This is a genomic window from Dermabacter vaginalis, from assembly GCF_001678905.1.
Lineage (GTDB): Bacteria > Actinomycetota > Actinomycetes > Actinomycetales > Dermabacteraceae > Dermabacter > Dermabacter vaginalis.
Genome location: NZ_CP012117.1, coordinates 1,461,447 through 1,475,436 on the forward strand (window position 1 = coordinate 1,461,447; position 13,990 = coordinate 1,475,436).

General features: G+C 63.5%; 12 protein-coding genes and 1 pseudogene. 4 read left to right on the top strand and 9 right to left on the bottom strand.

The window, feature by feature from the left end; genetic code table 11:
• The first annotated feature begins 37 nt into the window (after positions 1-37).
• On the top strand, positions 38-745 hold the full coding sequence (locus DAD186_RS06375) for a LexA family transcriptional regulator (RefSeq protein WP_065247977.1): 708 nt from the start codon (positions 38-40) through the stop codon (positions 743-745).
• A 178-nt stretch (positions 746-923) separates the two neighbouring features.
• On the opposite strand, the gene DAD186_RS06380 is transcribed toward DAD186_RS06375, so the two are convergent.
• Positions 924-2,111: a TDT family transporter gene (locus DAD186_RS06380; protein WP_065247978.1), complete on the bottom strand. Its 1,188-nt coding sequence runs from the start codon at positions 2,109-2,111 to the stop codon at positions 924-926.
• A gap of 145 nt (positions 2,112-2,256) precedes the next feature.
• On the opposite strand from DAD186_RS06380, the pseudogene DAD186_RS11295 reads away from it, so the two are divergent.
• Both DAD186_RS11295 and DAD186_RS11300 read left to right on the top strand, forming a co-directional pair.
• Positions 2,257-2,721, top strand: a pseudogene (locus DAD186_RS11295) (LysR family transcriptional regulator); the annotation flags it as partial.
• Positions 2,722-2,822: 101 nt separating this feature from the next.
• Positions 2,823-3,170, top strand: a complete 348-nt coding sequence (locus tag DAD186_RS11300; RefSeq protein ID WP_418235828.1) for a LysR substrate-binding domain-containing protein — start codon at positions 2,823-2,825, stop codon at positions 3,168-3,170.
• Positions 3,171-3,324: 154 nt separating this feature from the next.
• On the opposite strand, the gene DAD186_RS06390 is transcribed toward DAD186_RS11300, so the two are convergent.
• Positions 3,325-3,708, bottom strand: coding sequence for a hypothetical protein (locus DAD186_RS06390; RefSeq protein WP_157457102.1), 384 nt, complete (start codon positions 3,706-3,708; stop codon positions 3,325-3,327).
• Positions 3,709-3,952: 244 nt separating this feature from the next.
• Between DAD186_RS06390 and DAD186_RS10625 the strand changes: the two genes are divergently transcribed.
• Positions 3,953-4,342: a sigma-70 domain-containing protein gene (locus DAD186_RS10625; RefSeq protein ID WP_082991117.1), complete on the top strand. Its 390-nt coding sequence runs from the start codon at positions 3,953-3,955 to the stop codon at positions 4,340-4,342.
• Between the two features lie 202 nt (positions 4,343-4,544).
• On the opposite strand, the gene cimA is transcribed toward DAD186_RS10625, so the two are convergent.
• The 7 genes from cimA to ilvD form a co-directional block, all read right to left on the bottom strand.
• Positions 4,545-6,158, bottom strand: coding sequence for a citramalate synthase (cimA, locus tag DAD186_RS06400; protein ID WP_065247980.1), 1,614 nt, complete (start codon positions 6,156-6,158; stop codon positions 4,545-4,547).
• A 44-nt stretch (positions 6,159-6,202) separates the two neighbouring features.
• A complete protein-coding gene (locus DAD186_RS06405) occupies positions 6,203-7,285 on the bottom strand; it encodes a branched-chain amino acid aminotransferase (protein WP_065247981.1) in 1,083 nt (360 codons plus the stop codon).
• Positions 7,286-7,326: 41 nt separating this feature from the next.
• The gene (locus DAD186_RS06410) at positions 7,327-8,382 is read right to left on the bottom strand and encodes a 3-isopropylmalate dehydrogenase (protein ID WP_065247982.1); all 1,056 of its coding nucleotides are present in this window, start codon (positions 8,380-8,382) and stop codon (positions 7,327-7,329) included.
• 49 nt (positions 8,383-8,431) lie between these two features.
• Positions 8,432-9,463: a ketol-acid reductoisomerase gene (gene ilvC / locus DAD186_RS06415; protein ID WP_065247983.1), complete on the bottom strand. Its 1,032-nt coding sequence runs from the start codon at positions 9,461-9,463 to the stop codon at positions 8,432-8,434.
• Positions 9,464-9,594: 131 nt separating this feature from the next.
• Positions 9,595-10,125: an acetolactate synthase small subunit gene (ilvN, locus tag DAD186_RS06420; protein WP_065247984.1), complete on the bottom strand. Its 531-nt coding sequence runs from the start codon at positions 10,123-10,125 to the stop codon at positions 9,595-9,597.
• 2 nt (positions 10,126-10,127) lie between these two features.
• Positions 10,128-11,882, bottom strand: a complete 1,755-nt coding sequence (locus DAD186_RS06425) for an acetolactate synthase large subunit (RefSeq protein ID WP_065247985.1) — start codon at positions 11,880-11,882, stop codon at positions 10,128-10,130.
• Positions 11,883-12,100: 218 nt separating this feature from the next.
• Complete coding sequence (gene ilvD / locus DAD186_RS06430; RefSeq protein WP_065247986.1) at positions 12,101-13,933, bottom strand: dihydroxy-acid dehydratase; 1,833 nt, start codon at positions 13,931-13,933, stop codon at positions 12,101-12,103.
• Positions 13,934-13,990 lie beyond the last annotated feature (57 nt).

Sequence of the window (13,990 nt, forward strand, 5' to 3'; positions counted from 1 at the left end):
CCTTCAAGCCAAAGCCAATCGTGAACGCGCTCAGCGCGTGCGCGCCCTCTCCGACGAGCTCGACGGCCTCAGCGTCGAAGAACTCGAACGCCACGACCCGTCCTACATCCAAGGCGTCCGCGTCCTCTACGACGCAGCAGGCACCCCACAACGCGACGAAACAGCCTTCCGCCACGCCCTCAAAACCGCACACCGCGCCCACAAACGCGGCCAACGCCTCAAAGACAACCTCATCATCGACGCCTACGAACACGCCTACCGCATCGCCCAAGCCCAAGACACCCTAGGCCGCCCCGACGAAATGCCACCCATGCGCGACCGCCTCACCATGGCCCGCCGCGTCCGCGCCTACGCCACCACCAACAAGACCGCTAAAGAGGCCGGAACAGGCCTCAGGCCCACCCAGCACGTCACCCCCGCCGAACGCAGCGCACTACGCACCTTCGGCTCACGCGGCGGCAAAAAATCCGCACAACGCTGGACCGACCCCACCCAAACCGAGTACCACACCAACGCCCGCAAACCCCTCGAAGCCGCAAACAAACGCCGAGCGGCACGAGGAGCAACCACCCGAGCAAGGGTCGCTCTCTTCGTTAGCCAGCAGTTTGCTGAAACAGGTCAGTACCCGACTATTAGCGAAATCATGGACGAAGTGGGGGTCTCCCGTAGGACGGTTCAGAACGCTCTCAAATCCTCCGGCATCGCGCTTCCAGGGGGACGCCCTAGAAAGGGTGCAATGCCGTAAGCATAGAACGGTTCCCCCTCCGTTAGGAGGGCACATGGCTTCCAGTCTTTTCACCCCCGCAACCCCCGCCTCTCCAGCCACGTGTTTGTAACTGTTCCAGGGGTTTCATGAGGCCACCTTCGGGCGCTGTTAACGGTTGCTTGTTTGCGTGACGGGTTGCTGGTCCGCTGCGGCCCGCTTACGGTGCGGTCGTTGCGGGCTTCTGGAAGAGGATGCCTTCGAGGATGCTGCCGTGGAAGGTCCGCGCGGCGACGATGATCCACGCGGCGACCAGCAGGGTGTAGCCTGCGACGGCCATTGCGTCGAACACGGCGAGGTGGGTGTGGGCGGCGAGGCCGGACAGGCCGGTGACGCAGGTTCCGATGGGGAAGGTGAAGGACCACCAGGTCAGGGAGAACGGCAGGCCCTGACGGGCGGTGCGGATCGTGATGGCGGTTGCGAGGGCGGCCCACATGAGCGCGAAGCCCAGAACCGGCACCCCGTACAAGACGCCGAAGGCTTCCATCGCTCGGGCCAGGGTCCCGGACACGACGAGGTGGGCGTTCCCGCCCAGGAGGTTCGCGGCGGTGATGGATTGGCCCAGCGGGCCCAGCCCGATCCACAAGGTGGGCACTGCCGCGGCGGCCCCGATCTTATGCCTGGCGAGGCGGTTCCAGATCAGTGTGGTGATGATGATGGCGGCCAGCAGGCTCAGTCCGAACATCGCGTAGCAGCCCATCAGCAGGGTCAGGCGTGCTTGCCCGGCCGGGACGTAGGGCAGCAGCAGGGCCCCGGTGGAGGCCGAAACCATGGGCGGGACGACGGGCATAAGCCAGCCGCCGAACGCACTGTCCTGTGTGACCTGGTGCCGGCTGAACTGCAGGTACGGGACAGCGACGGCGCTGGCCAGCCCCAGCAGGGTCCCGGCGATCCAGAGCACCGTATCGATGCCGAGTGCCAGCTGTTCGCCTAGGACGTCTTTGCCCAGCAGCAGGGTACCGGCGCCGACGGTGAGCAGCGCCATGGGCGGTGCGCCGTAGAAGTGCGCCATCACCGGATGGTTGTGGTGACTTCGGGCGGTTTCCCGGTGCCGGATCCAGTGCACCCCGGTCGCGGCACTCAGCAGGATCAGCAGCAGGGACGCCAGAGCCCAGACGACGGTGGCGCCAGTGCGCAGGCCGGGAAACTGTAGGGGCAGCGTCGCGGCGGCGGTCGCGACGATCCCGGTACCCATGATGGAGGCGAACCAGTTCGGGGTCAGGTTCGCGAACAGCTCCGAGGGCCTATCCAGACGGCGCAGGACGCGCCGGCCCCCGGTGCGGCCGCCCCGGGTCTGTGCCGGTGGTGTGGAGTGGTGTTCGTCGGCGGTCAGCAGCAGAGATTTCATACCTTCCATGCTCCCGGACCGGGACCTGCCGCAGTAGGGGGCATACACTTGTCGGGGTACAAGCCGGACTTGTACCACATGTGACGTTTCTGAAGGAGATTCCCCGATGCTCAGTCCCCGGATACCGGATCTCTCCGCCCTGGAAATGCTCGCCGCGGTCCATGATCTGGGATCCCTCTCCGCCGCCGGGAAACACCTTGGACTGTCCCAGCAGGCTGTCTCCTCCCGGATGCGTTCCCTGGAGTCCCAGATCGGATCCGTCCTGCTGACCCGGACACCGCGGGGATCCACCCTGACAGAATCAGGTGCACTGGTCGCAGGGTGGGCGGCGGAGGTCCTCGCAGCCGCGGAACGCCTGGACGCCGGAATCGCCTCGCTCCGATCCGACACCGCCCGGCAACTAAAGGTCGCGGCCAGCCAGACCATCGCCGAACACCTGCTGCCGCTCTGGCTGGTTGCGCTGCGCCGCCAGCAGGAGAGCCTCGGACTCGTCCCCACCGTCGTGGAGCTGACGGTGAACAACAGTGAAGCCACCGTAGCCCTGGTCCGGTCCGGTCAGGCAGCCATCGGCTTCATCGAAAGCCCGCACCTTCCCCCGGACCTGAGCGCAGCGGCGGTACAGAACGATTACATGGTCGTGGTCGTCGCCCCGGACCACCCCTGGGCCCGGCGCCGGACCCCGTCACAGCAGCCGAACTGGCTACAACCGCGCTGGTCACCCGGGAACACGGCAGCGGAACCCGGGACGCCCTCGAACACCTGCTCACCACCGCAGGGGCCCCGCCCCTGGCAGATCCGCTGGTGGAACTCTCCACGACAGCTGCCGTCCGCTCCGCCATCGCAGCCGGCACAGCCCCCGGAGTACTCAGCGCACTGGCCGTCCGCGACGACCTCGCCCTGCAACGGCTCATCGCCGTTCCCGTCCGCGGGCTACCCCTGCGCCGCACCCTGACCGCCCTTTGGCAGACCGGCCCCACACCACCGCCCGGGCCGGCCCGTGACCTGGCAGCCATCGCCGCCAGAGCTGTCCCGGGAGCCGGCACCCGCCGTAAGTCATGAAACCAGGCGACTTCGCGTTTGACTTCAACGCCGAGTACATCGACACGCTCACCGAGGCGCTCGCCCACAGCGACGTCGCTTGTTCTTCCTTCGAGGCAACCATGACGACCCGACCAAACTCGGCCTCACCGCGTCGAGTCCGTCGGCCCTCTCCTCACACATCTACTTCCTGCCCGATACTTATCGCTTCCTCATCGGCGAGCACCGTGTGCTTGTCCTTGGCGGCGCGGGTTCCATCGACCGCTCGCACCGTGTGGAAGGCGTGAGCTGGTGGCCTGATGAGCGGCTCAGTGTTGAGGCTGCCGCTAAGGCTGTGTAGGGAGGCGTTGCGGACGTTGTGCTCAGTCATGACGCGCCCGCCGGCACGCCGCTTGTTCTCGATACTGATTTCGGCGCGTCTTTCGAGCGTCATGATCCGGGTGTTCTCGCGTGGTGTGCCGAGCACGCTGAGCGTGTCGCGTCGGTTGTGCGAGGTGTTGACGCTCGCGTTGTTGTGCACGGTCATCACCACGTGCGCGCGACGCATGTTCTTCCTCATGTTCGTCGGCCTGTTGCCGTGTGTGGTTTGAGTTGCGACGGCACCGTGTTGGAGGACAACGTCCTGCGCTTCCGCGACGTGCTTCCCGAGTAGTCGCGCAAGCCGTTCGGAGCCTTGCGAGGACGCCTGCGCTAACCCATCATCACGGCCTACGAGCCGAGACGCACAAGCCCCACCTAGACAACCCGCGCAACCCCAACCACAACGAAAACCCCACCACCCAAAATCAACACACCAAAGAAGAATGACCCCCACCAACAAGACCACTAAAGAGGCCGGAACAAACCTCAGCTCCACCCAACACGTCACCCCCACCGAACGCAGCGCACTACGCACCTTCGGCTCACGCGGCGGCAAAAAATCCGCACAACGCTGGACCGACCCGATCCAAACCGAGTACCACACCAACGCCCGCAAACCCCTCGAAGCCGCCAATAAACGCCGCAAGCTCGGCGCTTCATCAACGAGGCTCGAAATCGCCGCAGCCGTTCAAAAGCATCAGTTTGAGCTGGGGGTATCGCCCACGGTGGCAGAGATTGCTGAAGAGTTCGGGGTCTCGCGAGACACAGTGAAACGCGCTCTCAAACAGGCGGGAATCAGCCTGCCTCGCGGTCGCCGCAGCAACTCTAAATAAATGGTGCAGGCCGTAAGCATAGAACGGTTCCCCCTCCCCCTAGAGAGAGCACATGGCTTCCCCCCTTCTTCACACCCCACCACCACGGGCCTCCCGGCTCCCCTTCCGCCCTTCTCACTGCGGGCTTGAGATGCGGTCCCGCCTACCGCTGGCACTGCTATCCATTCAGGGTCCACAAGCTGAAAGACCTCGAAGCGATGCTCTAGTACGATTCTCCGCTTTCGCGCGCTGGGGCCACACGGAGCTTGTGCAAGCCGTACCAATAAGCGTCGAAAAGCGCCTCCCACGAGGCCTCGATAATGTTCGGGCCCACGCCCACCGTCGTGAAACGACCAAACGGCGCCTGGCTCGTGACAAGAACGCGGGTTGTCGCATCCGTTCCCTGCTGGCTATCGAGGATGCGTACCTTGAAGTCCACGAGCGCGAAGGACGCGATCTGGGGGTAGGTATCCATGAGCGCTTCTCGCAGCGCTTTATCGAGCGCGTTCACGGGGCCGTTGCCCTCGGCGATCGTCACGCTGCGGTGATCGGGTGCCGTACTCAGGCGCACCGTCGCTTCCGATTCGAGAGTGCCATCGCGGAACTGATGCGACGACGTGCGCCACGACTCGACCTCAACGTAGGTGGGCAAGTCCCCGAGCACATGGAGCACGAGCATTTCGAAGGAGGCGTCGGCAGCCTCGTAACTGTACCCCTCGGCCTCGCGGCCCTTGACGGTGTCCGCGAGCCTCGCAAGAATCGCGTCTTCGCCCGAGAGGTCGTAGCCGAGCTCGCGGCCCTTGAGTTCGATCGAGGCCTTGCCCGCCATGTCGGAGATGATCATGCGCATGTCGTTGCCCACGACCGTGGGATCCATGTGCTGATACAGGTCGGGATCAACTCGGATCGCGCTAGCGTGGAGGCCGGCCTTATGGGCAAAAGCGCTCGCCCCTACGTACGGGGCTCGCGCCGGAGCGGGAATGTTCACGACCTCTGCGATGGCGTGCGCGATCCGCGTGGCGTCACCGAGCTGCTCGTCCGTCACGAGCGTGCGGCCGAGCTTGAGCTGCAGATTCGCGAGAACCGGAATGAGGTCGGCGTTGCCCGTGCGTTCACCGTAGCCGTTCACGCAGCCCTGCACGTGCACCGCGCCGGCCTCGACGGCGGCGATCGTATTCGCGATCGCGCATCCCGAATCGTTGTGCATGTGGGCGCCGAGGAGATCCGGATCGAGCCCTTCTCCCTCGAGCCGCGCTCGCACATCCGCGTAAATTGCGCTCACCTGATGCGGGAGCATGCCGCCGTTCGTGTCGCACAGGATCACCATCGCGGCCCCCGCGCGCAGGGCCTCGGCCACAACGCTCACGGCATAGTCGGCATCGTGCGCGTAGCCGTCGAAAAAATGCTCGGCATCGATAAACACCTCGCGGTCGCACCCGCGAAGGAACTCGATGCTCTCGCGTACCATCGCGAGGTTCTCCTCGGCGCTCGTGCGAAGCGCCGCCTCGACGTGCCGCAGATCGGCTTTCGCGACGAGCGTGACCGTCGGGGCACCCGAATCCACGAGCGCCTGCAGCTGAGGGTCGTCCTTCGCCACGGAATCCTTTTTGCGGGTCGCACCGAAGGCCGCGAGGCGCGCATTCGCGAGCGAAAGCTCGCTTGTGGCACGCGCGAAGAACTCGGTGTCCTTCGGAACCGCACCCGGCCAGCCACCCTCGATGTAGGTCACGCCGAGCTCGTCGAGGAGCCTCGCAACCTGGAGCTTGTCCTCAACACTCAGCGTGAGGCCCTCCTGCTGGGAGCCGTCGCGAAGAGTCGTGTCGTAGAGGTGAAACACTGCCGTGACCTCCGAAATCTGCAGGGGAACGAAGAAAACTGTTGCTAGACGAGTCGCGTGAGCCAGCCGTGACGGTCCTCGATACGGCCGTACTGGATTCCCGTGAGCTCCTCGCGAAGCGCCATCGTGACATCACCACTACCGCCATCGCCGATCGTCCACGTGGAATTTTCATCGCGTAGCTCGCCGATCGGGTTGATCACGGCGGCCGTGCCGCACGCGAACATTTCGGTCACGCGCCCTTCGGCAATATCGGCCGTGAGGTTCGCATAGTTCACGGATTCTTCGCTCGGGCGAAGCCCCCGATCAGCCGCCAGCGTGAGGATCGAATCGCGTGTGACCCCGGGGAGGATCGAACCGGTGAGGGTCGGGGTCACGATACGGCCATCGGCGTACACCACGAAGATGTTCATGCCGGAAAGCTCATCGATGTTCGTATGGGTCTCCGAATCGAGGAACATGACCTCATCGGCGCCTGACCGGGCAGCTTCGTACTTGCCCTGGAGAGAGCTCGCGTAGTTACCGCCGCACTTCGCAAAACCAGTGCCGCCGCGGCCGGCACGTGCCGCGAGGGGCGAGACCCACACGACGAGCGGTTGAATGCCGCGCGGGAAGTAGTTGCCTGCGGGCGAGGCGATCACGTAGTAGTCGACGGTGTGCGCGGCGCGCACGCCGAGGAAGTTTTCCGAGGCAAACATGAACGGTCGAAGGTAGAGGCTCGTCTCGCCACCCGTGGGAACCCAGGGCTCATCGGCGCTCACGACCGCGCGAAGGGACGCGAGGAAGTCCTCGGTTGAAATCTCCGGCAAGGCGAGGCGCCGAGCCGAGTTCTGAATGCGCACGGCGTTCTTCTCGGGACGGAACGTCCACACGCTTCCGTCGGCGTGGCGGAAGGCCTTGAGGCCTTCGAAAATTTCCTGAGCGTAATGGAAAACAGCCGCGGCGGGCTCGAGCGAAAGGGGGCCGTACGGGAGAATCTCTCCTTCCCCCCACCCCTCGGTCTCGGTCCAGCGCTGGTGGGCCATGTAGTCGGTGAAATTGTCGCCAAAGCCAGGGTCGCGGAGAATTCGCTCGCGCTCCTCACTCGAGATTCGACGCGGAGCCGAACTTGCGCGGTACTCACCCATGGGTTTCTTTCCTCTCACATGCTTTCGTGGATTCCCCCAGTTTACGAGTCCGAGCTCCCCTTTTCTCGCACCGCTTTCGCGATCACGTCTCCGATCTCGGCGCACGATCGCGCGGAGTCCGGATTGTTCGCGAGATCCTCGGTGACAGCTTCTCGAACCCTGCGCGCGGCATCGTCCTCACCGATCGACTCGAGAAGGAGCGCTACGGAAAGGATCGTCGCGGCGGGATTCGCGATGCCCTTGCCCGCGATATCGGGGGCGCTGCCGTGCACGGGTTCAAACATCGAGGGGAACTCGCCGGAAGGATTGAGGTTGCCGGAGGCCGCAAGGCCGATGCCCCCTGAGATCGCGCCCGCGAGGTCGGTGATGATGTCGCCAAAGAGGTTGTCGGTCACGATGACATCGAAACGCGAAGGATCCTGCACGAGATAGATCATCATCGCATCGATATGGGAGTAATCCACCTCGACGTCCGAATACTCGGGGGCGATCTCCTCAACGATGCGCTTCCACAAGCGGCCGGCGTGCACGAGCACGTTGTGCTTATGCACGAGCGTGAGTTTCTTTCGGCGCTTTCGTGCGAGGTCGAATGCGTAGCGCACAACGCGTTCGACCCCGTGGGCGGTATTAATTGACACCTCGGTCGCGACCTCATGCACCCCGCCTTCGCGGAGCGCGCCGCCAGCACCCACGTAAGCCCCCTCGGTTCCCTCACGCACGACGACAAAGTCGACCGCGCCAGGATTCGCGAGCGGAGAATCCACGTGCGGGAAGAGGGTCGTGGGGCGAAGGTTCACGTAGTGCTCGAACGCGAAACGCAACTTGAGGAGGAGCCCTCGCTCGAGCACACCCGAAGGCACGCTCGGATCTCCGACGGCACCCAGCAGCAAGGCGTCGTGACACTTGAGCGAGGCGAGGTCCGCATCCGTGAGCGTCTCACCGGTCTCATGCCAGCGGCTCGCGCCGAGATTGTAGTTGGTCGTGACGAGGTCGCGTCCAGTGCCCTCGAGTGCCGCCCGAAGCACCTTGAGGCCCTCGGGAACAACTTCCTGGCCGATCCCGTCTCCGGGGATCACGGCGAGGTCGAGTGTGTTCATGGTTTCTCCTTCGGCGACGCTAGCGGTGTGGCACGGGGCAAAGGGCGGATCAGCGTTCCGCCGTACCCTCGGTGTAGTCGGAATCGAGCTGCTCGGCGCTCCACGAGAACATCGTGCGAAGTTCTTTGCCAACCTTCTCGATCGGGTGCTCCTGCTCGCGTGCGCGCAGTTTCGTAAATTCGGTCGCTCCCGCCTTCTGATCGTCAACAAAGCGTTTCGCGAAGCTGCCGTTTTGGATGTCGTCGAGAACGGTTTTCATGGAAGCCTTGACGTGCTCGTCTACGACTCGCGGGCCCGACACATAGTCGCCGAACTCGGCGGTATCGGAAATGGACCAGCGCTGCTTGGCGATTCCGCCCTCGATCATGAGGTCAACGATGAGCTTGAGCTCGTGGAGCACTTCGAAGTAGGCGATCTCGGGCTGGTAGCCCGCTTCGGTGAGGGTTTCGAAGCCTGCCTGCACGAGGTGGCTCATGCCGCCGCACAGAACGGCCTGCTCGCCAAAGAGGTCGGTCTCGGTCTCCTCGGTGAACGTCGTCTTGATCGCGCCCGCACGAAGCCCGCCGACGGCCTTCGTATATGAGAGCGCGAGCGGCCAGGCCTCGCCCGATTCGTCATTCTCCACCGCAACGATGCAGGGCACGCCGCGCCCTGCGACGAACTCGCGGCGAACGGTGTGTCCCGGGCCTTTCGGGGCAACGAGCGCAACGTCCACGCCCTTCGGTGCCTCGATGTAGTTGAAGCGGATATTGAATCCGTGGGCAAAGAAGAGCGCGTTGCCGCTTTCGAGGTTGCCCGCGATCTCGTTTTCGTAGATCTCCGCCTGGTGCTGATCGGGCGCGAGAATCATGAGGACATCGGCCCACTTCGCCACCTCCGCAACCGTGTCAACGGCGAAGCCTTGTTCTTCAGCCTTGGTGCGCGACTTGGACCCTTCCTTGAGGCCCACTCGCACCTCGACGCCCGAGTCGCGGAGGTTGAGGGCATGAGCGTGGCCCTGCGAGCCGAAGCCTACGATGCCAACCTTTTTCGACTGGATCACTGCGAGATCGGCATTGTCGTCATAAAACATTTCCGCCACGATGAACTCCTTCGGTTCTCCTGTGTGATTCGGTTGAGGGCAGTCTATCCACCACTCGTCTTACTTTATGGATACATGTCTCATATTGAGAAACGCTTGTGGGCCCGCGGGCGTCGGACCTCGCCGCTCCCCTAGCCGAGTAGCGCGCGATCAGTGATCGAGCGCGGGCCGCGACCAATCGCGACGGCCCCCGACTTCACGATTTCTTTGACGCCGAACTGCTCGAGCATGGACAACAGCGCCGCAAGCTTATCCGCCGACCCCGTCGCCTCGATCGAAACGGAATCGGACGCCGCATCGACGACCTTGGCACGGAACATTTGCACGATTTCGAGCACGGACGTGCGGGTCTGGTTATTGGCCTTCACCTTCACGAGCACGAGCTCACGCTCAACCGACTGCCTTGGTTCAAGCTGCACGATCTTGAGCACGTTCACGAGCTTGTTGAGCTGCTTCGTGATCTGCTCAAGCGGCATTTGATCCACCTCCACAACAACCGTAATGCGCGAGATTCCTTCGTGCTCCGTGGGACCCACGGCAAGCGAGGCGATGTTGTAGCCGCGCCGCGCGAAGAGTGCCGAGACGCGCGTCAGCACGCCGGGTTTGTTCTCCACGAGAACGGACAGCGTGTGGTTCTTTTCCGGGTCGCGCGAAAAGTCCATGCTCAGATCTCCCTCTCCCATTCGGGCGTCATCCCCTGCGCAATTTGAATCTCGTCATTGCTCACGCCAGCGGGCACCATGGGCCACACCATCGCGTCAGCACTCACCTGAAAATCGACCACGACGGGGCGATCGTTGATCGCCATTGCCTCGCCAATCACCCGGTCAATATCCTCATCGCGCTCACAGCGCAGGCCCACCGCGCCGTACGCCTCGGCGAGCTTCACAAAATCGGGAATGCGTCGGGTTCCGTGACCGGTGTTGAGGTCGGTGTTCGAGAATCGCTGGTCGTAGAACAGGTTCTGCCACTGGCGCACCATGCCGAGCGAGGAATTATTGATCACCGCGACCTTCACGGGGATGTCGTTGAGAACGCACGTCGCAAGCTCCTGATTCGTCATCTGGAAACAGCCATCACCATCGATCGACCACACAACCTTGCGCGGTTGGCCAACTTTCGCCCCCATCGCTGCGGGGAGCGAGTAGCCCATCGTGCCAAGACCACCCGAGTTGATCCACGAGTACGGCTCCTCGAAGTCGATGAACTGACTCGACCACATTTGATGCTGGCCCACGCCGGCAACGAAGATCGACGCGGGTCCACTGATCGCGCTGATCCGGGAGATGACGTGCTGCGGCGCCGTGTAGCCGTCGGCCGTCGCGGTCCATCCGAGCGGATAGTTCTCGCGAAGCCCCCTCATGAGCTGCCACCAGGCCTCATAGTCGCGCGGGTCGTCCTCGGCGAGGCAATCGCTCAGCTCTGCACGAAGAGCACGCGCGACATCGGCAGCATCGCCCACGATCGGGACGTCGGCGACGCGATTCTTCGAGATCTCGGCCGGGTCGATATCGGCGTGCACGACTTTCGCACCGGGGGCGAAGGAATCGAGTTTGCCCGTGACACGGTCGTCAAAGCGCGCGCCGAGCGCGATGATAAGGTCACTGCGCTGGAGCGACGCCACGGCTGCGACATCGCCGTGCATACCGGGCATACCGAGATGCTGCGGATGCGAATCGGGAAGCGCTCCGCGTGCCATAAGCGTCGTCACGAACGGAGCGTTCGCCTCTTCCACAAGCGCGCGCACTTCCTCGCTTGCGCCAGAGCGGAGCACACCGCCGCCAAGCAGAAAGACGGGCCGCTTAGCGCGAAGAAGCAGGTCAACAGCCTCGCGGATCTTCTTTCCGTTGGGGCGGCCCGGAACGCGATAGCCGGGCAGATTCAGCTCTTCGGGCCACTCGAACACGGTCTCGGCCTGCTGCGCGTCTTTCGTCACGTCTACGAGCACGACTCCAGGCCTGCCCGTCGAGGCGAGATGGAAAGCCTGCTTGATCGCGAGCGGGATCTCCTCCGCGCTTTTCACGAGGATGTTGTGCTTCGTCACGGGCATGGTCATGCCCACGATGTCGGCCTCTTGAAACGCGTCCGTGCCAATAAAACTCGAACCCACCTGACCGGTGATGACCACCATGGGGATCGAATCCATCTGTGCATCAGCGATCGCGGTGATGAGATTCGTTGCGCCGGGACCAGAGGTGGCGATGCACACCCCGACCCTGCCCGTCGCATGGGCGTATCCGCTCGCCGCGTGGCCAGCCCCCTGTTCGTGGCGCACGAGAATGTGCCGAAGGTGCTGTGCATCGAGTAGCGGATCGTAGGTGGGCAAAATAGCGCCGCCGGGGAGGCCGAACACGACCTCCGCTCCCGCCGCCTCGAGCGACATAATGAGCGATTGCGCTCCCGTGACCGTTTCAGTCATGACGCCTCCAACTATGCACTGAAGAAAAAGCCCCTCGTTCCTTGGAGGAATTCGAGGGGCGCGGCTTATCGTGCGGGGGCGTTAGCCGCGCCCGGTGACGATAAGAAGAATGGTCTGCATGGGAGTAAAACTACACACTCACAAAACATGAAACGAAAAGGTCCATATTTTGGGATCCGACGGTTGTCGAGAACCGTCGGCCCCACTCCGCTCACTGTTTACGGCAGCGGCCTGCGCGTTGCCCCAAACGTGGCCGAGCGCACGTGGTGGGCGTAAACCTTGAGCGCCTGACTCACCTCGCGGCGGCGATTCTTCGGTCGCCACGGGAGCGGGCCGCGCGCCTCGCGACGGCGCTCAAGCTCCTCCTCGGGGACGTCGAGCGTGAGCTCGCGCCTGTGGACATCAATCACGATCCGATCGCCTGTTTCGACAAGGCCAATCGCCCCGCCCTCGGCCGCTTCCGGCGAAATGTGCCCGATCGAGATCCCCGAGGTGCCGCCCGAGAATCGACCGTCGGTGATAAGCGCGCAGGCCTTGCCGAGCCCACGCCCCTTGAGGTAGGAGGTTGGATAAAGCATCTCCTGCATCCCGGGGCCTCCCTGAGGGCCCTCGAACTGGATGACAACGACATCGCCCTCTTTGACGGACTTATCGAGAACGCGTTGAACGGCTTCTTCCTGGGATTCGACCACGAAAGCGCGCCCCTCGAAGTGAAAAAGCTCCTCGTCAATCCCCGCGCTCTTGATGACCGCACCTTCGGCGGCGAGGTTTCCCCGAAGCACGCATAGTCCGCCGTCCTTCGTGTGGGCGAACGGAACGGAACGGATCACGCCACCCTCGGAATCGAGATCCAGCTCTTCCCAGCGCATATCCTGACTGAACGGCACCGTTGTGCGCTTTCCGCCGGGCGCGGCGCTAAAGAGGGTAAAGGCTTCATCGGCCGCCTCACCCCCGCGAATATCCCAGTGGGCGAGCCACTCGGCGAGTGAATCAGCGTGAATCGCATGTACCGAATGATCAAGGAGGCCCGCGCGATCAAGCTCGCCGAGGATTGCGGGGATACCACCTGCACGGTGAACATCCTCGACGTGTGCAAAGCCGTTCGGCGCCACCTTCGATAGGCACGGAACGTTGCGCGAAATCCGGTCGATATCCTCGAGCGTGAAGTCCACTTCGCCCTCGATTGCGGCCGCGAGGATGTGCAGCACGGTGTTGGTTGAGCCCCCCATCGCCACATCGAGGCTCATCGCATTCGTGAAGGCCGCCTTCGTGGCGACAGCGCGGGGAAGCACGCTCTCGTCGTCATTGTCGTAGTAGCGCCGACACAGTTCCACAATGCGCGTGCCCGCCTCCACGAAGAGGTTGCGGCGAAAAGCGTGAGTCGCGAGCGTCGTGCCGTTGCCTGGGAGCGAGAGGCCAAGGGCCTCGGTCAAGCAATTCATCGAGTTGGCCGTGAACATGCCCGAGCACGAGCCGCACGTAGGGCACGCGTTGTTTTCAATCTGTGCGAGTTGATCATCACTCACCGCCTCATCGACCGCGTAGCTCATCGCATCAACGAGGTCAATCTTGTGGTCGATCACGCCTTCCACGGGCTTGCCGGCCTCCATGGGGCCGCCCGAAACAAAAACCACGGGAATGTTGAGCCGCATGGCGGCCATGAGCATGCCCGGCGTGATCTTGTCGCAATTAGAGATGCACACGAGGGCGTCCGCGCAGTGCGCGTTGACCATGTACTCCACGCTGTCGGCAATCACGTCGCGGCTCGGGAGCGAGTACAGCATCCCCTGGTGCCCCATCGCGATACCGTCATCGACCGCGATGGTGTCGAATTCCTTCGACACTCCCCCGGCCTCGCGAATGGATTCAGCGACCATCTCGCCAACGTTTTTGAGGTGAACGTGCCCGGGAACGAACTGCGTGTACGAGTTCGCGATCGCGATGATCGGCTTACCGAAGTCGTTCGAGCCCATGCCGGTCGCGCGCCACAGCGCGCGAGCTCCCGCCATGTTGCGGCCGTGAGTTGAGGTACGTGAACGAAGATGTGGCATGCAGCTCAGCATAGGGCGAAACGTGAGATCCCCGCCCAAATCTTGGACGGGGATCTC

Bases quoted from the DNA above. Each gene is read 5' to 3' on its own strand.
- ilvN (WP_065247984.1), bottom strand. From the start codon at position 10,125: ATGGACTTTTCGCGCGACCCGGAAAAGAACCACACGCTGTCCGTTCTC.
- DAD186_RS06390 (WP_157457102.1), bottom strand. From the start codon at position 3,708: ATGAGGAAGAACATGCGTCGCGCGCACGTGGTGATGACCGTGCACAAC.
- DAD186_RS06410 (WP_065247982.1), bottom strand. From the start codon at position 8,382: ATGAACACACTCGACCTCGCCGTGATCCCCGGAGACGGGATCGGCCAG.
- DAD186_RS06380 (WP_065247978.1), bottom strand. From the start codon at position 2,111: ATGAAATCTCTGCTGCTGACCGCCGACGAACACCACTCCACACCACCG.
- DAD186_RS06405 (WP_065247981.1), bottom strand. From the start codon at position 7,285: ATGGGTGAGTACCGCGCAAGTTCGGCTCCGCGTCGAATCTCGAGTGAG.
- DAD186_RS10625 (WP_082991117.1), top strand. From the start codon at position 3,953: ATGACCCCCACCAACAAGACCACTAAAGAGGCCGGAACAAACCTCAGC.
- ilvD (WP_065247986.1), bottom strand. From the start codon at position 13,933: ATGCCACATCTTCGTTCACGTACCTCAACTCACGGCCGCAACATGGCG.
- DAD186_RS06425 (WP_065247985.1), bottom strand. From the start codon at position 11,882: ATGACTGAAACGGTCACGGGAGCGCAATCGCTCATTATGTCGCTCGAG.